Here is a 16,846-nt window from a genome sequence, read left to right on the forward strand (position 1 = left end):
AAGCGATCGTTGCGTGCGCTGTTGTCGCATGGGAAAGCTCCGCATTGGGGGATTGCACTTACAACGTCGCAGCAGCGCAACTGTTCCTACGATCAGGTCAAGCACTTTGCCACGATCTGCCGCCCGGGCTGGTTCGCCGGCCGTTCGCGCGGAGGCGGAGCGCCTTCCGGCTGATCGTAATGGATGCTCATCAGGCCAGGAGTCCGCTAATGACCGTAAACCGGACTCTGGTCAGGCGCTAGCTTGGGGCGGCTAGGGGCCAACAGGCGACATACCCCTTACCCGAATGGTGGGGTAGACGCGCTCACGACTAATCACTCCTCCGCTGACTTAAAGCCGAAAGATTGCCTTGAGGACGGCTGGCAGATCAGTGATGACCACGGCTGACGCGAAAACTACCAGCGCAATCAGCGACAGCCAGAACACCGCGACAAAGCCAGTAATAGCTGGGTGTTCGTTGATGGCCCATTTTCTATCAGCGAAAAAGACCGCCCTCGTTTGTATCACCTCTCTCAAGACGCGGCTGGCGGCAATAATGGCAAAAGTCGCCGTAAGAAGAGTGAGCACAATCACGATTGCTTGCCATGCTACCACTTCGGTTTTCCTCGTCTGAACCGCACTTGCGCCTCAGTGCTCAGCGGCTTCTCATGAATTTGTGAAATTCAACCATCGTTGTGTCGGCAGGCAGCCCGAATTCTCGAAGGAGTTGGAAGCCAGTGTAGTAGAAAAAGGCTGCGGCCATGGTCGCCGACATCAGCGCAGTAAGAAATGCATCCCCGAACCCCATTCCCGGCCTTCCAAAGATGAAAAGCGAGCACAGTGGCGTCGGAGTAGCCCCCCACAGCGAAAGGCCGATGGGCAGGGTATATGAAATGAGCATGTTGCCGAGAGGCTTCATGTCGGCAGAGTACACGGCCTGAGTAGCTCTCCGGAAACCGAACCGTTAGACTTTTACGCAAATGTCGAAATAGAGTCATTGCCAGACCCTTTGACGGATGTCCGCTTGGGGTCATTAGCTGACCTCATAGCACCGTCTTCGGCACTTCCGGTATGCCTCCAAGAACGGACGTTGCCCATCGTGCTCGTCATGTCGGAGCTGGGCCAGAGGCCGACTAATCAAGTGGTGCGCCAAGGCCGCTCGGCAGTATAACTGTGATAGCGTTCTGCCCTTCCTCGGGGTGGCGTGAGATGTGTCCTTTCCCGTGCGTATCCTCGACGAGAACTGCTTTTCCCGCCGGAAGGCGTCTCACCTCTCCATCGCTTGTTTCAAATTCCACGTGGCCATCCAGCCATATGGCGAGGAGTCGATCCGGCGGCGTGTGAAAGTCCGCTTCGCGGACCCTGGCGGGGATGTGAGCAAAACGGATGCGTGACGCTGGGTAGTAGTCCGAAAGTTCAAACGGCACTTCGTTGGGAAACGCCGGCTTCATCGTCATCGCGATATCGACTTCTCCAAAATGGGACTCCCCGCCAGGCGTTGCATATATGCGCAGGCACCTCATCCTCGACCTCCAATCCATCTAGCTTATCATATCGTATGGCCTCTCTGTGCAATGCAATGTCGGGGTTGGGTCATTAGCCGCCATGCAAGGCACTGACACCGAGGTCTGATTCAACTTGCAAAGCGGACCTCACCGCTCTTCATCCGGATGCACCCACTTATACGGCGTGATCTCCCGCTGCTCGGTCAACTTGATCATGCGGACAGGCGGTTTGTAACGGCGTGTTCCGCACGACCGGCATCGAAACGACGGCTCTATCTTCCAGATCGGCGTGTCGCGCGCCCTGCGGATCGCGTCCAAACGCATGCTCGCCCTGGTCTTGCATCGGCAGCACTCGATCTCCAGCCACCCGTAACCGCCGCTCAGGCATTGGCCTATCGTTGGGGACGGCTGAGCCGGGCCGCCATAGCCTTCCATGCGGACTGACCAGGCTTCTGCCTCGGCGCGATCGGCGGGATGGCTTCTTGGTTTGTTGTGAGCGAGTAGAGGTTACACACAGCCCGTACCCATAGCGTTTCAACAATTTCACGCGCGCAAACCGTTCTCGGTAATCGCTGCATGACACCATCTCCTGCATACGTAGGGTTTTGCAAGTTCCGATCCCTAATATGCAGATGTCCGGTCGTCGGTGGTCTCTACCCGTGAGGGTACGAACAAAATCCCGGATGCAATGTGAGGTCTCTATGAGCACGTTCTCGCGCCCTGCCGGCTCAGCCTTCGAGTCAGGAAGTCTTCGAGGATCTCCTGGATCGCTTTGAGAACCATCCAGGCATCCTCAATGCTGTTCGGCAATTGACTGGCGAGCTAAAAATCTATCCCGCATTGTGGGGATAAGTGTGAGTGGGCGGAGCGCCCGAACGACCCTTAGTGTATCGTCGACTTTTCATGGGGGGACGCCATGAGCCTCAACGATATTTTCGCTTACTGGATCACGGTCTGCGCGCTGGCTTACGCGGATTTCCTGCCGGACCGGCCGGAGGTAACCAGCCGCAGGTGGAACGCGGCTAAAGCCGCTATGCGTTAAAAATCTATCCCCTTCCGGGCGCGCGCCGGAACGTTTTCTCCGGCAGCGGTTCTGCGTTTGAAATCGAGCATGGAAAAAGCAGCCGCCTATGCGGTATCGGCCCTCATTGTCGGCTTCGGAGTTTGGATCCCGTTGCCGGCCTAAGCTCCAGCGCCCCCGTTTTATCGATTTGCGCCGCTCTCATCCCCATAGCGGTCGGGCTTCTGAGTGCTTTCGGTCCTTAGCGCCGACATGCGCGACTCAGGATCGTGTTTCCGTCCGGGTAGGCGGAGGTCCTCAATGATCAGGTAAGATTCCACTCACTGCGTCAACGGCCACGAGTTTCTAGGCGCGGCGTCACGGCTTCATCCGGAACGATCCGATCGGTTTCACGGCGCATGATGCGGTAACATTCGCAGCTCGCTTCCTCAAGCCGCCCCCTGTCAATTTCGATCAAGCCGCGCTGATCGGATCTGATAGCACCAACGGCACGGAGTTTGGCAACCATCTGTGTCACGGTGGTTCGTCGCACTCCAAGCAACTGCGAAAGCGTCCCCTGTGTGACCGACAGGACACTGCCCTCAGTTCGATCGTGCAGTTCAAGCAGCCAGCGGGCCAGGCGGGCCTCGACCGAGTGCAGCCCATTGCAGGCTGCGACGTGCTGGAGCTGCATAAGAATCGCCCCCGTGTGCGCCTGAACCACGTCTCTGATGGCGCTGCTCCCTATGTAGGCCGCATGAAACCGCGATACGGAAATCTGGGATGCGGTGCCGCCTACCCGCACGACCGCGGTCACGGAAGATCGGGAGGGGCCCAGGATCGATAAAGCGCCAAGGGCTCCCTCGCGCCCGATCATCGCGGTTGCAATCGTTGCGCCGTTTGGCATGTCGAGCATAAAGGAAATGGCCCCGCTGTGGGGGAAGTAAACATACTCGCGTCGATCTCCCGATCGCACGATCACGGCATCCTGTTCAAGCGAGACCTGCTTGAGATGAGGACTGAGCAACGCGAGGTCTGCCGGCGGCAACGCAGCTAGGAGACGATTACTGCCTTTCGCAGGACGCCTCATCACGTGGGACCTCTCCCCTCAGCGGGACACGTAACTCTCCCACAATGTTGGCTGCGTCTTCTGTGCTGCGCCAATACCAACTCGACCTTCTTTGTCTGGTTTTGAAACTGTTCTCTTCACGGCAACATTAATTCCCTATCGCAACCCGCTGGGCCGGTAAAGGTCGCGAGCACTAAGAGCTTGTGCGGGGCATTAATCCGGTTCTCGCCCAACACGCGCCCCGGTCTGCAGTGGGAATTACAAGTAGCCCGAAGCTCCCGGGATGATGGGAGGCTCTTGTTCCCAATGTTGCAAATGGGCCTCTGGCGCTCGTTCTTGTGGATTAACGCGTCATTTACGCCCACGCCATCACCATGCTGGTAAAGCCCAATTTGGGCCTGAGGATTTCAGCATGATTGATATAGCGCTGTTCATCTTAGCGTGCGCATTCTTGTTCGGTCTCACGGGGTATCTGTTTCGTGATCAAATCACGAGCAGGCTTGGGTAACGCCGTTGGTTAGCGCCTGAGGTCTTTGAACCTGTCCCGCTATCTCGGTGTATCGCACGGTGTGCTCGGCGCCGAGCCCCCCTAGATTGCCCAAACGCGCCGCGTGCTAGCGTCCGCTATTGGTCGCCGGACTGTGACTTTAGTGTCGCACTTGCTTCGGGATAACGGTCTAGCGTTACAAAGCGAACAGACGCCGGGCCGCACCTGATCATTAATCCTCTCAGTTCAACACGTGATCATACTTCGGATCGCGCGGCATGCTCGCCGGGCTTTTCCCGGTCGTCATGATCCTGTTGAGGGCTAAACGGTGAGTTCGATGAGGTCGCTGTTCATTCTCGTTGCTATCTGCTTTTCGGGCACCGCATTCGCTCAGAGTGCGCCGCCCAAAGTCGGTACGAAAGCGCTGGTTATGGTAAAGCCGAAAGCGCCGATGGGCTGCAAACTCGTTGGAACGGTCCGGGGCACAAAGCTATGGGCTGGTGACTGCACAGGGTCAGAGTTTAGGGGCTCGACAACCACGACGGAAACGCAAGCCTTGCCCGAGCAAGCGACCGCAGTAATCCCGCCCGGTCAGAAAGAGTGATAGCGGCTCAGACGCCTGCCATTTGGGGAAACGCAGGAATGTACGTCGTCACGCTGGTCACGCAAAAAGGTGGAAGCGGCAAGAGCACGCTCACCGTGGGCCTTGCTGTCGCTGCGATGGAGGATGCAAACCGCGTTGCCGTGATCGAAGCAGATTCGCAAGGCACGGTATCAAGCTGGCGCCGACGGCGCACCAACCCGTATCCGCGCGTTGATCGGGTTGCCGATCGGGTTGAAATTGAGCGTGCAATACCTCGCCTCAGGGCCGAGGGGGTCAGGCTCGCAATTATCGACACCGCAGCCACGAACAACAACTTGAGCAGCTGCGCCATTTCGGTGGCTGATTTTTGTCTCATCCCGGCCCGTCCGAGTCCGGCAGATATAGAAGCTGCGCTGCCCACGCTAACCACCATTCGCAGGTTCAACCGCAGATTTGCTTTTGTCCTCAACCAAACGCCGCCTCGCGGCTATCGGCTGAGCGAAGCTGCGACGGCACTCAATTCGCTCGGAGTACTCGCGCTGCCCTTCATCGTCCAGCGCAACGACTACCAGGACGCGCTCGGGGCGGGTTTGGGCGTCACAGAATTTGCGCCCGAAGGAAAGGCCTCAGAGGAAATTCGCGCGTTGTGGGGCTGGGTTTCGAAACAACTCAACAGGGAGGCGGTCGTTCATGGGTAAACCGCGGTCAAGGCAGCCTGCTCATGCGCTCCCCGTTCGTCGCTCGCTCGTGGAGCTCACGGCCGCTGCAGTGAGCAGTGCCGCACGTGATGGAGAGCGCGTGACGTCGCCCGCTCCGATCGCGACTTTCTTCGAGGACGTGAAAGCAGGTGAAACCGCAACTGAGTGCACTGACCAGCTCACCATGAGCATCACGGTTGCCCCTCCGGCCACGGTGGCCTCGACCGTAATCCAATTGCCTCATCCGGCAGACGCGCTCACCTCGAGCGCTCGCGCGATCTCGAATTCCGCCGATGGTACCATCGAAATGGCTGTGGAGACCGTTGAAGATCATCGGGCTCCTTTCCTGCAAAACCTGAAAGTCTGTGTGAATGCCTCACCGGATGATGTAAAGGCCATTGCCAGCCAAGAGTTGCCGACCGCTCCAGCGCTGGAACCTGCGACTCAGGAAGCGAACAGCAGCCATGGTGCCGTAACCTCGGAGAAGACGATCCCGGCGGCCACCATTGCTGCGACCGTTGCTGACTATCAAGCCAAGGCGTTTGGACTCACGGAGGCGAACATGAGCGCCGCACTGGAATACGTGCAGCAGCTGGTCAATCTGAGATCGGCCTCCGATTTCATCAAATTGTCGAGCACGCATGCGCGAATACAGGTCGAGCTGATGATCAAGCAGTCCAGCGAACTGCGATCGCTTGCAATGAACTTGACGCCGTCCTACGACACCCACACCGCTGCTGATCCCCAGGTGTTAACAAAATCCACTGACCGCCCGTAGAGCGCGGGGGCCTCTTGGATCGCGATTCGCAACACGTCATCGCCGCACTGGCGCGGTCGGCTGAAGCCCGAGAACCGCTGCCTGGTGCCCTTCAACAGTTTCGCCGAGTATGCGCCGGAGCCGAATCCCGAGACCAAGAAAAAGGACGTCGTGTGGTTCGCGATCAATGACAATCGGCCACTGACCTCCTTCGCGGGCATCTGGACCGAGTTCAATTGCGATCGCGGCACCAAGTTGAAGCCAGTCCATCGACTGCTGCCGTTGAGTTGTCTCGGAGCGCACCTATCGCATGAGAAGGACAATCGCGGCAGCCACCACCGGGGCTGATCCCCACACGATGATACTGGCAATCAGAAGCCATCTTGTGCGCATAGGTAAAGCGTAGAGCTTGCGGTTATCCGCGACAAGCAGCCCCACTGACATTTCCGCCCGGGCCATTCCTCAGCGAGTGGACATTGGCGGGTTACCTAATTCGCCTAGTACGACGCTGGCGCATCTCCTGTTCGGAAGCAGCCTTCTGTGCTTGGAGTCTCTGGACAAAAATCTTTGCTGCGCGCGCGATATGGTCTCGGCTTAGCGCCTCTGCGCGGTCACCGTCGCCAGCCACAATTGCATCGAGGATCGCCACATGCTCGCCCAGAATGATCTGCGGCATCTGCGCATCGTCGCGCAACACCTCACCCATGACGCGGCGCAGATACGGCCAATGCGGCGCCGTCGTTTCGCCAATCAGTGTGTTTTCCGAAAGCTCGTTGATGAAGGCATGAAACTTCATGTCGGCTTCGATCTGCTCATTCAGCGAGCCGCTCTCTACGGCGGCGCGTCCGGCCTCGAGATAGGCCGATCCCTCGGTGCGCGCCCGCGCAGCACCGCGCTCGGCTGCGAGGCGAGCCGCCAGCCCATCCAGCATGGCGCGGACCTCATAGAGTTTTCTGACAAAATCCGGGTCGATCGGTGAAACGATCAGGCCTCTCCCGGGAGCCTCGCGAACCAGCCCCCGGTCCCGAAGGAGCAGCAAAGCCTGCTGTATGGGCTGGCGGGATACCCCGTAGGCGCGAGCCAGTTCGTCCTGAATCAGGCGCGAATTGGAGGGCAGCTCGCCATCCACAATCTCAGAAACGATAGCATTTACAACCTGTTCCACCAGGGTCAGCTGGCCTTGGACTTGGGACATGCGCACTCCAGAGGTCAGTTCTGCGATTCCATAGCACCGCAATGCAAAAAAAACCATTGCATCGAATTCGAATTCAGAATATGAATTTTGCATTCGAATTCAATACGAGTCAATGCGGAGCCCATATGGGAGGACGCCTATGCTCACGGTTAGCCGTCGTACGCTTTTGAGATCCGCTGTCGGTGCCGTGGCGGCCGGATCGCTCTTGAAGAGCCCTGCGGTGCTGGCGCAGTCGGTTACTACGCCGCCTGCGCCATCAGCCGAATTCATCCCGACGAAGGCATCAAGCCGATGCTGGGCTACATCCTGGCCCTCCTGATCGGCACGATCTTGATCGCGGCCGTGCCGTGGTTCTCGATCGGCCTTCTGTGAATCGAATTGCACCCGACCAGGTCTTGAGGAGCAGAACGTGAAAGGTCTTCTGAACTTTGGACAAATGCTTTCAGCGCATGCGCGGATCACACCTAGCCGGGTGGGTGCGCGCGACCTCGAACGCTCGATGACATTCAAGCAGTGGAACGAGCGTTCCTGCCGACTAGCCAATGCGCTCCTCAGTCTCAGTCTCAATAAGGGGGACAGGGTCGCAATTCTCGCCTACAACTGCGTCGAATGGTGCGAAATTTTTGCAGCAACTGCAAAAGCAGGTCTCGTGGCGTTACCGATCAACTTCCGCCTGATCGGCAAGGAAGTGCAGTTCATCATCAACAACGGTGAGGCCGCTGCCTTCATTGTGCAGGACGAACTTGTCGGCGTGGTTGAGGAAATTCGCAAGGATATTTCGATCAAGGCGAACCGCTTCATCCATTTCGGTATGCGCGCCTGCCCTGCCGGCTACCGTGATTACGAAGATTTCCTTGCGGCCGGCAGCGCCCGCGATCCCTCGCAGAACGTTGATCTGTCAGATCCATGGACGCTGATGTACACCTCGGGCACGACTGGGAATCCCAAAGGCGTGGTGAGGAGCCATCGCAGTGCGGTGCTGCTTTCGATGGTCACCGAGATCGAGTTGGGGTTGCACCGCAACGACGGCGCGCTTCTGGTGATGCCGATGTGCCATGCGAACTCGCTGAACTTCTTCGGCGCGTTTGGCTATTGCGGCGGCGTCAACTCGATCTATTCGCGCAAGAGCTTTGACCCCGAGCACGCCGTCAGGACGCTTGCCGAGGGCGGCTCAACATTCACCTCGCTGGTGCCCACACACTACATCATGATGCTTGGCCTTCCACAGGCGGTCCGCGGCAAGTACAATTACGATGACCTGACCAAGCTGATGATCTCGTCGGCACCTGCGCGCCCCGAGACCAAGCGCGAGGTCATGGAGATGTTTCCCAACTCCGGGCTGTTCGAGCTTTATGGGGCTACAGAAACCGGTTGGGTGACAATGCTCCACCCGCACGAGCAGTTCACGAAGCTCGGTTCGGTCGGTCGCGAATGCGTCGGCGCTGCACCGATCAGGATTCTGGATGAGGCCGGTAACGAGGTGCCGGACGGCCAGCCCGGCGAACTTTACTGCTGCAATGCACACACCTTTGACTGCTACTGGCGCCTTCCCGAAAAAACCAAGGAGGCCTTCCGCGGCGACTATTGCTCGGTCGGCGACATGGCTCGCCGCGATGATGATGGCTACATCCATCTCTCCGACCGCAAGAGCAACATGATCATCTGCGGCGGTGAGAACATTTACCCCTCCGAGGTCGAAGCGTTGGTCGGCGCGCACCCTATGGTCAAAGATGTAGCCGTAATCGGCTTGCCGGATGAGAAATGGGGTGAGCGTGTTCACGCGGTCATCGTGCCGCATGACGGCGCGACCTTGAAGGAAAGCGATCTGCTGGAATGGTCGAAGGAACGGCTTGCCGGCTACAAGCGCCCGCGGTCCTACGCCTTCATTGCCGAAAGCGAGATGCCCCGCAACGCGACCGGCAAGGTTTTGCATCGCGAGCTGAAGAAGAAGTTCTCGAACTGAACATGACGGTTCTGTTGAACCATCGCGCTCCGGAAGTCGCGCAAAATGCAAGCCGTGCTGAACTCCGCATTGCCGATCTTCGCGCTGATCCTGACCGGCTTCGTCTGCGGTTACTTCGGCGTGTTCGATCGTGTTGCGACCGACAATCTCAACCGCTTTGCGGTCTACCTAGCGCTTCCCTCGCTCATGTTCGTGGCAATGTCCAACATCACGCCGGACCAGGTGCGCCAGTTCGGCTTCGTCGCCGCATTCTGCGGCGGCTTTGCCGTCAGCTTTGGCGTGGCATTCGCCATCAGCCGGTTCCGCGGGCGGCGCGTGGCGAGTGCTAGCATCGAGGGGCTGGATGCCGGCTACAGCAATGCCGGTTTTATGGGGATACCGATGTGCCTTCTGGTCTTCGGGCCGGAAAGCGCGCCGGCGTCGATCATCGCGACGCTGTTCACGGCTGCTGTTTCTGTTCGCCGTGATTCTTGTCGAGATCGACCTGCAGAAGGCCGGCCACTTTTGGTCGACCGGCGCCAGAGTCCCAGGTTCGGTAGTGCGCAGTCCGTTGTTGATTGCGCCTGTCGCCGGCCTCGCTGTCGGCTTGAGCGACCTCAAGCTCCCTGCCCCTTCGAACGCTTCACGACGTTCCTCAACGGCGCCGCTTCGCCGCTCGCGCTGGTTTGCATCGGGCTATTTCTCGCGCAGGAGCGCGTTGTCAGCGACGACATCAAGTCGATCGGCATCCTGGTCGCGCTGAAGCTCATCCTGCAGCCCGCTGTGACCGCGTTTCTCGCGTTCCACGTCTTTTCGATGCCGCCCTTGTGGTCACACGCGGCAGTCATCCTGAGCGCACTGCCTATCGGATCGGGTCCCTTCACGATCGCAAAAACTCTACGGCCTCGAGGCGGGCGTGACATCAGGCGCAATTCTAGCGTCGCACATCTTCGCGGTCTTGACGGTGTCGTTGCTGGTCGGATGGCTGGCCCAGATTTGAGGAATGATTATCACCCAACAGGAGTTGTCAGATGAAAGTCCTGCCCGATAGTGCTGCCGACCTGATTGCACGTCTCTTGAAGCGTCGCGGCATCACGCGCGTATTTGCACTCTGCGGCGGCCACATCATGCCGATCTGGATGCGGCTCGATGCAGAAGGAATACGGATCATCGACGTTCGCGACGAACGCGCGGCGGTTCACATGGCGCAAGCGCATGCCGAGTTGACTGGCGAACTGGGGGTTGCGCTGGTCACCGCGGGCCCCGGGATGACCAATGCCATCACCGGCATTGCCAACGCTCATGTTTCGCGCGCTCCGGTGCTGGTGCTCTCTGGTGGCAACCCACGCCCGCAGGAGAACCGCGGCGGCCTCCAGGACATGGACCATACGCAACTGGTGCGCTCCATCACGCGCTACGCCCGCACAGTGCGTGAACCGTCGCTGGTGCTGCAGGAACTCGATGAGGCCATCTCCCGCGCCTTCGGCGACGGTGGCGAGCCAGGTCCCTCCTACATCGATTTCCCCACCGACACGTTACGCGGCATCGTGCCGAAGGCCCTGCAACTGGAAGAGCACCTCGCTGTGAAGCCACGTGCCGTCACGCGCCCCGATCCGATTCAGGTTGCCAAGGCCGTCGACCTCTTGTGGTCGGCCCGCCGCGTGCTGGTCATTTCCGGCCGTGGTGCCCGCGGCGCCGCGCCTGAGCTTATTTCCCTGCTCGATCGCCTCGGCGCCGTCTATCTCGACACCGGTGAGAGTCGCGGGTTGGTGCCGGACGGTCATCCCTCTGTTGTGGGCGCGATGCGCGGTGCCGTGATGAGCGATGCCGACGTGGTTCTCACGATCGGCCGGCGCCTCGACTTCCAGCTTGCTTACGGATCGCCTGCGGTGTTTCAGGGCGCAAGGTTCGTGCGCATCGGCGATACACCTTCGGAGATGCGCGACAACCGGCGCGGCGCGGTCGAAATACTCGCCTCTCCCGCCGAGACCTTGCGGGCCATAGTCGAACATGCCGGAAACCGCGAATCCAAAGTTGACCGGCAATGGGCCGCAAAGTTGCGCAGCGGACATGAGGAGCGCGCCAAAAAATTACAGCAGAGCATGGCGAATGCACCAAAAGGTTCCGACGGCAAGCTGCATCCCAACAAGGTTCTGTCGGCTCTGCAACAAGCTATCGGGAACGACTCTGTGGTCATCACCGACGGCGGCGATTTTCTCGCTTTCGCTCGCGTCGGGCTCAACGCCCCCCTGATGCTGGATCCCGGTCCTTTTGGCTGCATCGGCATTGGCGTGCCATATGGCATCGCTGCGAGCCTCGCCCTCCCCGACAAGCCAGTCGTGGTAGCGACCGGCGACGGTGCATTCGGGTTCAATGCGATCGAAGTCGATACCGCCGTTCGTCACAAGGCACCGGTCCTGATCGTCGTTGCCAACAATGGTGCTTGGCAGATCGAAGTGCATGACCAGACCGTCACCCACGGCAAAGTAGTCGGCACCAAGCTGCAGGTTGCGGACTATGCGGGAATGGCGCGGTCGTTCGGCATGCATGCCGAGCGGGTCGAGACAGAGGAACAGCTCGGACCGGCGATCGAGCGGGCGCTCGCCAACCGTCCTGCCCTGCTTGATATGGTCGTGACTCCGGAGGCGATTTCTTCCGACGGAAAGACCGGCCTCGCCTGGGTGCCAGACCTGCAGCCGCTGGCAGCCTGGGACGAGGCCGAGCGGAAGTGGCGAGCTTCGTGATGCAATGCCTTTGTTTCGCCTGAAACTGAGTTCTGGGAGATCCCAGCTTTGGCAAGAGGACCTGAGCGATGAGGAACTCGGGCTAATCTTGGTGTATTTGCGTCATATGGCAGATCGGAAGAACCGAGCAGCGGAGGGTGGTAGCAACAAACGCTAAGCAAATCGAGAGACTCGAATACGCTTAGCGACAATGAGGGCACAGTTGGTGCAGCGTTCGGTATTGCCGCCGCTTGCTAACTGGCGAATGCCTCCTATTGGCAGATCTTGTTGCAGAGTCGGCTGGCGACGGGCGGTGGGTCAATTCGGAAAGACCGGCCAACTTTGATACGAAGCCGACCTCCTCTACGCAGCGCCAATGCCACGCGATGCAAGTCGCCACAGGTTCCGGGCGATAACCGCCCCAAGAAGCTTGTCCTAGGCCGGAGGCTATCCGTTCACTTTGAATTCAAAATGCGAATGCGCTTACACTTCCTAATCGCTTGAAAAGCTGCCGCAATTTGGGATAATTTTTCAGACGCGTAGCGCCGACCGCCAAGAAGCAAGAAAAATTCGATTTGGGAGGACCGCACCCATGAGTCGGACCCGGTGTTTGGTTTGGGCTCACCGTGCTTCAACCGAGACATAGTCGATGATCGGCATGGCGACATCAGATGCTGTTGGCACGCATCTTGATCGCGGCGACTGCATCGCGTTGTCCGGCAGATCAGGATTTCTTTTATTCGGACTGGTTGCTGTTGGACTTTGCCTAACACCCGGATTGGCCGCGGCAGGTGATCCCCTACAAGTGACGAACGCCCGGGTGCCTGCGTCCGACGAGATTGGTATCGATCTCCCGCTCGTGATGACGATCAGAAACGATGCGGCCGAAGCCGACGCTATACTGCGCGTCCGCTGTCCGTTTGCGAATTTCTCCGTAAGACACACCGTCGATCGTGGCGAAGGGGCGCCCGCCATGCGCGAGATCAAGTCCATTCCGATTCCGAAAAACAAGACGATCGAACTCACGCGAGACGGATATCACGTGATGCTGCTGCAGACGCGGCAAAAGCTCGTCGACGGCGAGAAGTTCACATGCGCCGTCGTTTTTCAGAATGCCGGAACCAAAGAAACGGAGGTGCAGGTTTCACGAACGCCTTGATCGCGACAGCGGACTGATGAAGCCCGCTGGACAGGGCCCGTCAGCGGAACGCCCAGATGTGCCGGGCGCTCAATCCAACATGACCAACAAGGAGGGCATTACTCATGGAGCGATCTTCAGGTCACACAAGAATGTTGATGCGAGGTTGTCTGCTTGCCACAGCGGCTGCTGCCGCGAGCGTGGTGGGCGCAATGTCTGTCTCCGCCGCGGACCAGGTGAGTCAGGAGCGGCTGCTCAACGTCGACAAGGAGCCGGGCAACTGGCTTCATCACCATCAGAATTATTCGGCTCACCGGTTCTCCGCCCTGAAGGAGATCAATCGCGATAACGTGAAGAACCTGAAGGTCGTCTGGACGATGCACCTCGGCGGCATCGAAGGCGGCGGTATCTGGAGCCATGGCGGGCTGGAAGGCACTCCGATTGCGGAGAACGGCTTTCTCTACGTCACCGATGGATGGGGTTCGGTCTACAAGATTGATGCGCACGGCGGCCGCGGCGTGCTGGTCTGGAAGATGGATCCCAAAACGGACCGTGACTGGGCTGGTGCCGTGGCGTGCTGCGGCGTCGACAACCGCGGCGTCGCACTGTGGGGAGATCTCGTCATTTCCCATACGCTTGATGGCCGGCTGATCGCGACCAACAAGGAAACCGGCCAGGTCGCCTGGCAGCGTACTGTCGCTGATCCGGACAAAGGCGAGACGGTCACCGGCGCGCCATTGATCGTCAAGAACATGGCGATCACGGGCGTTGCCGGCGCGGAGTACGGCATCCGCGGCTGGCTCGCCGCCACCGACCTCACGACCCAGAAGGAGGTCTGGCGCACCTATACAATCCCGGGCAAGGGCGAGCCCGGCAGCGAAACCTGGAAAGACAGCAACAACGCAGCCGCCGCCGGCGGCGGTTCGACCTGGGTAACCGGCACCTACGATCCCGCGACCGACACCATCATCTGGGGCATCGGCAACCCCGGGCCGGACTGGGATAGTGCCTATCGGCCAGGTGACAACCTCTATACCGATAGCTCGCTTGCCCTTGACGCCACAACTGGCAAGATCAAGTGGCACTTTCAGCACACGCCAAACGACCCCTACGACTATGACAGCGTGGCGGAAAACGTGCTGGTCGATGTTCCCGGACCCGGTGGCCCGCGGAAGCTCGCACTCGAAGCCGACCGCAACGGCTTCGCCTATGCGATCGATCGCACCAACGGCAAGTTCGTCTGGGGCCTGCCGTTCGTCAAGAAAGTCACATGGACCAAAGGGCTCGACCCGGAGAGCGGCAAGCCGATCGAGTATGACCCGAACAAGCCCGTACAGACCTATATCGCGTCGGTAACTCCAAGCCGTACCAACATGGAAACCGACATCTGCCCCGGCAACATGGGCGGCAAGAACTGGCCGCCGACAGCCTACAACCCGGATCTGAAGCTCTGGTACATCCCGGTGATCGAGAGCTGCAACCGCATCAAAGTCGAGGTGATGACGCCAGACAAACTGAAGCCGCGGGAGTTCTGGACCGGCGGCGGCCCGAGTCAGCCATTCAGGATCACGGGCAGCGTGACTGCGATCGACGTGACTACCGGCAAGATCGCTCAAAAAATGGAGACCCCGTTCCCCAATCTGGGCGGCATGCTGGCGACGCCCGACCTCGTCTTCACTGGTCAGCCATCCGGCGAAGTGCATGCGCTTGACGCCAAGTCATTGCAGAAGCTCTGGGAGTTCAACACGGGCGGCGGCGTCAACGCACCGCCGATGACCTTTACGGTCGATGGCAAGCAGTACATCGCCATTCTGGTCGGCCTTGGCGGAGCCTGGGACAAGTGGTTCATCGATTCGACGCCCGAACTGAAGAAGATACAGCCGGGATCGATGCTCTACGTATTCGCACTCTAACTTCCTCGAAAACGGAGGGTCCGCCGCGCGCGGGCCCTCCTACTTCTTCGACGGGAGATGCAACGATGATCTTCAACAGATTCCCAGCGGCAGTCGTGCTGCCCGCGAGCGTCGTCGCCCTGAATTTTTCGATGCTGGCCGCTGCTTACGGTCAGCCGGCGCAGGCGCCGGCCTCGGATCCAACCAATGCCGGCAAAGCGGTGTTCAGCAAGGCCAATTGCGTCGGCTGCCACAAATGGCACGGCAACGGCGGCGGCGGCTATGGCGGTGATGCGCTGTCGCTGCGCAAGAGCGAGCTGACGCGGGATCAGATCATCGAAGTCGTCGGCTGCGGGCGGCCAGGCACCGGGATGCCGTTCTTCATACGCGGCGCCTATGATGAGGTGAAATGCCACGACATGAACCGGCAGGACGCGGGGGCGCAGATGCCGCCCGAGGGTGGAATGTTTTTGCGACAGAAGGATATCGAAGCCGTCGTCGACTACGTGATCGCCCACATCAAGGGAGCCGGCGAACCCACTTACGCGGAATGCGTCGCCTTCTTCGCAAGCACGTCGCGGGTGTGCGACGTCTACAAGACGCAGTCGCAAAAGCCGGATGATGCGAGCGCCAGCATGGGAAAGAACCGGTGATGCGCAGGCTGAAGCTGCCGGGAGTTCTTGCTGCAGGCGTGCTTGCCTGGCAGGCGGTCTCGCTTGCGAGCTCTCCGGCACGGACGGAAGAATTCAGCGGCAACGATCTGCGTGACATTCGCCTCGGAATGGCCGCGACCGAATTGGCGGAGTCCGGCTACGCCGACTTCTCCTGCGCGGCGGACCCGAAGCGCGCATTGACCGGCTGGAAGGATTGGCGTGACTGTCCCGCCGCCGCGAGTGGAACACGGGCGATCCGATTTGGTTACGATCCATCGACCAGCCACGACGGCACGATGGTGGCGGGTCATCCTGCGATCCTGACCTTGCTGATCGACGATACCGGGCATGTTGCCGGTTTGCAGATCGAGACCGATCCGAAGGCGCGCCTCTATGTCCGGAAGAAGGCGTTTCTGCTGGGGCTGCAGGCCAAATCGCGCTACGGCCCGGACGGCTGGGTATGCACCGAGGGCCAGCCGGATGCGGGCGACCAGCCCGTGGGAGGCATCTACCTCAAGGAGCGTTGCACCAAGACGATCAGCGGCCGCTCGCTAATTGTCGAACGCAACCTGTTCCGCCGGCCCGACCAGGACATCAAGAATTTCGTCGGTGACACGCGGATCAGTATCAAGGCGGCAAACAAATGAACTGGGATGAGAGTTGCGCCGCGAACATGTCTTGGGAATTCTAGGCACAGGTAATCGCGGAACAAAGTTTAGATCTCAACTTCAGGAGCGGGGTAGACACGCGCTGTCCTTTTCAAGCAGTCGACGGCGCGAACCGCCCCTCCACGCGGCGCTGTACTTTGAATCGTCCGATGGGCGCGACGTGTGCGCCGAAACATAGACTTCCCAGCCAAGCGGTTAGGGACGTCGCGAAAATATGGGGCAGTAACCGGTACCGGTACCTGATGCGATTCAATCCCGCATCACCGCGCCCGGGTCTCCCCCACCCCTTGCCGCCCGCGCGCGCTCATAAACATCGCGATGCGCCTGCGGTTGATATCGCGCAGCACGCTTGTCGCGCAGCGCGTTCTCCATGGCCGCAGGATGTCCGAGCTGCAGCGCTAGCAAAGCTTCGGCATCCCTCGGTGGGGGCCGTTTGAGGAATAGGTTCGTCCTAGGTCAGAACGACTCACTTTTACGGAGCGGCCTCAGAGCATTGTCTGCGGCCGACCGCGCATAGATGCCGCGTTCGCGGCGTCGGAGATCTCCGGTTAGCGGCG

15 protein-coding genes and 2 pseudogenes are annotated in these 16,846 nt (G+C 59.7%); 11 read left to right on the forward strand and 6 right to left on the reverse strand.

The window, feature by feature from the left end:
• Positions 1 to 330: 330 nt before the first annotated feature.
• The 4 genes and pseudogenes from CQ12_RS26340 to CQ12_RS46730 all read right to left on the reverse strand — a co-directional run.
• On the reverse strand, positions 331 to 594 hold the full coding sequence (locus CQ12_RS26340) for a hypothetical protein (RefSeq protein ID WP_157088519.1): 264 nt from the start codon (positions 592 to 594) through the stop codon (positions 331 to 333).
• A gap of 40 nt (positions 595 to 634) precedes the next feature.
• A complete protein-coding gene (locus CQ12_RS26345) occupies positions 635 to 913 on the reverse strand; it encodes a hypothetical protein (RefSeq protein WP_157088520.1) in 279 nt (92 codons plus the stop codon).
• A 199-nt stretch (positions 914 to 1,112) separates the two neighbouring features.
• On the reverse strand, positions 1,113 to 1,436 hold the full coding sequence (locus CQ12_RS26350) for a cupin domain-containing protein (protein WP_245310169.1): 324 nt from the start codon (positions 1,434 to 1,436) through the stop codon (positions 1,113 to 1,115).
• 195 nt (positions 1,437 to 1,631) lie between these two features.
• A pseudogene (locus tag CQ12_RS46730) lies at positions 1,632 to 1,955 on the reverse strand (hypothetical protein); the annotation flags it as partial.
• A gap of 445 nt (positions 1,956 to 2,400) precedes the next feature.
• Between CQ12_RS46730 and CQ12_RS47285 the strand changes: the two are divergent.
• The gene (locus tag CQ12_RS47285; protein ID WP_283807419.1) at positions 2,401 to 2,526 is read left to right on the forward strand and encodes a hypothetical protein; all 126 of its coding nucleotides are present in this window, start codon (positions 2,401 to 2,403) and stop codon (positions 2,524 to 2,526) included.
• Between the two features lie 307 nt (positions 2,527 to 2,833).
• Here the strand turns inward: CQ12_RS47285 and CQ12_RS26360 are convergent, their stop codons facing one another.
• Positions 2,834 to 3,574, reverse strand: coding sequence for a Crp/Fnr family transcriptional regulator (locus CQ12_RS26360; protein ID WP_057838209.1), 741 nt, complete (start codon positions 3,572 to 3,574; stop codon positions 2,834 to 2,836).
• Positions 3,575 to 4,682: 1,108 nt separating this feature from the next.
• Here CQ12_RS26360 and CQ12_RS26365 point away from each other — a divergent pair.
• From CQ12_RS26365 to CQ12_RS46735, 3 genes and pseudogenes are all read left to right on the forward strand, one after another.
• Entirely contained in the window at positions 4,683 to 5,321 is a 639-nt protein-coding gene (locus tag CQ12_RS26365; RefSeq protein WP_057838210.1) for a ParA family protein, read from the forward strand.
• A 100-nt stretch (positions 5,322 to 5,421) separates the two neighbouring features.
• Complete coding sequence (locus CQ12_RS26370) at positions 5,422 to 6,099, forward strand: phasin family protein (protein ID WP_198164267.1); 678 nt, start codon at positions 5,422 to 5,424, stop codon at positions 6,097 to 6,099.
• 24 nt (positions 6,100 to 6,123) lie between these two features.
• Positions 6,124 to 6,345, forward strand: a pseudogene (locus CQ12_RS46735) (SOS response-associated peptidase); the annotation flags it as partial.
• Positions 6,346 to 6,562: 217 nt separating this feature from the next.
• Here CQ12_RS46735 and CQ12_RS26380 read toward each other — a convergent pair.
• A complete protein-coding gene (locus tag CQ12_RS26380) occupies positions 6,563 to 7,273 on the reverse strand; it encodes a GntR family transcriptional regulator (RefSeq protein WP_057838293.1) in 711 nt (236 codons plus the stop codon).
• A 436-nt stretch (positions 7,274 to 7,709) separates the two neighbouring features.
• On the opposite strand from CQ12_RS26380, the gene CQ12_RS26385 reads away from it, so the two are divergent.
• From CQ12_RS26385 to CQ12_RS26415, 7 genes are all read left to right on the forward strand, one after another.
• Positions 7,710 to 9,236, forward strand: coding sequence for a class I adenylate-forming enzyme family protein (locus CQ12_RS26385; RefSeq protein WP_283807420.1), 1,527 nt, complete (start codon positions 7,710 to 7,712; stop codon positions 9,234 to 9,236).
• Between the two features lie 45 nt (positions 9,237 to 9,281).
• Positions 9,282 to 10,250, forward strand: a complete 969-nt coding sequence (locus CQ12_RS26390) for an AEC family transporter (RefSeq protein ID WP_245310173.1) — start codon at positions 9,282 to 9,284, stop codon at positions 10,248 to 10,250.
• Entirely contained in the window at positions 10,247 to 11,959 is a 1,713-nt protein-coding gene (locus CQ12_RS26395; protein WP_057838213.1) for a thiamine pyrophosphate-binding protein, read from the forward strand. The genes CQ12_RS26390 and CQ12_RS26395 overlap by 4 nt, the downstream gene beginning before the upstream one ends.
• A gap of 628 nt (positions 11,960 to 12,587) precedes the next feature.
• Complete coding sequence (locus CQ12_RS26400; RefSeq protein ID WP_245310175.1) at positions 12,588 to 13,097, forward strand: copper chaperone PCu(A)C; 510 nt, start codon at positions 12,588 to 12,590, stop codon at positions 13,095 to 13,097.
• Between the two features lie 191 nt (positions 13,098 to 13,288).
• The gene (locus CQ12_RS26405) at positions 13,289 to 14,989 is read left to right on the forward strand and encodes a PQQ-dependent dehydrogenase, methanol/ethanol family (protein ID WP_245310177.1); all 1,701 of its coding nucleotides are present in this window, start codon (positions 13,289 to 13,291) and stop codon (positions 14,987 to 14,989) included.
• A gap of 131 nt (positions 14,990 to 15,120) precedes the next feature.
• Complete coding sequence (locus CQ12_RS26410) at positions 15,121 to 15,621, forward strand: c-type cytochrome (RefSeq protein WP_057838295.1); 501 nt, start codon at positions 15,121 to 15,123, stop codon at positions 15,619 to 15,621.
• Entirely contained in the window at positions 15,621 to 16,268 is a 648-nt protein-coding gene (locus CQ12_RS26415; RefSeq protein ID WP_057838215.1) for a hypothetical protein, read from the forward strand. The genes CQ12_RS26410 and CQ12_RS26415 overlap by 1 nt, the downstream gene beginning before the upstream one ends.
• Positions 16,269 to 16,846: the final 578 nt, after the last annotated feature.

It is taken from the genome of Bradyrhizobium jicamae (assembly GCF_001440395.1).
Lineage (GTDB): Bacteria > Pseudomonadota > Alphaproteobacteria > Rhizobiales > Xanthobacteraceae > Bradyrhizobium > Bradyrhizobium jicamae.

Coding starts and splice junctions, on each gene's coding strand:
- CQ12_RS26350 (WP_245310169.1), bottom strand. CDS start 1,436: ATGACGATGAAGCCGGCGTTTCCCAACGAAGTGCCGTTTGAACTTTCG.
- CQ12_RS47285 (WP_283807419.1), top strand. CDS start 2,401: ATGAGCCTCAACGATATTTTCGCTTACTGGATCACGGTCTGCGCGCTG.
- CQ12_RS26360 (WP_057838209.1), bottom strand. CDS start 3,574: ATGAGGCGTCCTGCGAAAGGCAGTAATCGTCTCCTAGCTGCGTTGCCG.
- CQ12_RS26365 (WP_057838210.1), top strand. CDS start 4,683: ATGTACGTCGTCACGCTGGTCACGCAAAAAGGTGGAAGCGGCAAGAGC.
- CQ12_RS26380 (WP_057838293.1), bottom strand. CDS start 7,273: ATGTCCCAAGTCCAAGGCCAGCTGACCCTGGTGGAACAGGTTGTAAAT.
- CQ12_RS26385 (WP_283807420.1), top strand. CDS start 7,710: ATGCTTTCAGCGCATGCGCGGATCACACCTAGCCGGGTGGGTGCGCGC.
- CQ12_RS26390 (WP_245310173.1), top strand. CDS start 9,282: ATGCAAGCCGTGCTGAACTCCGCATTGCCGATCTTCGCGCTGATCCTG.
- CQ12_RS26395 (WP_057838213.1), top strand. CDS start 10,247: ATGAAAGTCCTGCCCGATAGTGCTGCCGACCTGATTGCACGTCTCTTG.
- CQ12_RS26400 (WP_245310175.1), top strand. CDS start 12,588: ATGATCGGCATGGCGACATCAGATGCTGTTGGCACGCATCTTGATCGC.
- CQ12_RS26405 (WP_245310177.1), top strand. CDS start 13,289: ATGTCTGTCTCCGCCGCGGACCAGGTGAGTCAGGAGCGGCTGCTCAAC.
- CQ12_RS26410 (WP_057838295.1), top strand. CDS start 15,121: ATGCTGGCCGCTGCTTACGGTCAGCCGGCGCAGGCGCCGGCCTCGGAT.
- CQ12_RS26415 (WP_057838215.1), top strand. CDS start 15,621: ATGCGCAGGCTGAAGCTGCCGGGAGTTCTTGCTGCAGGCGTGCTTGCC.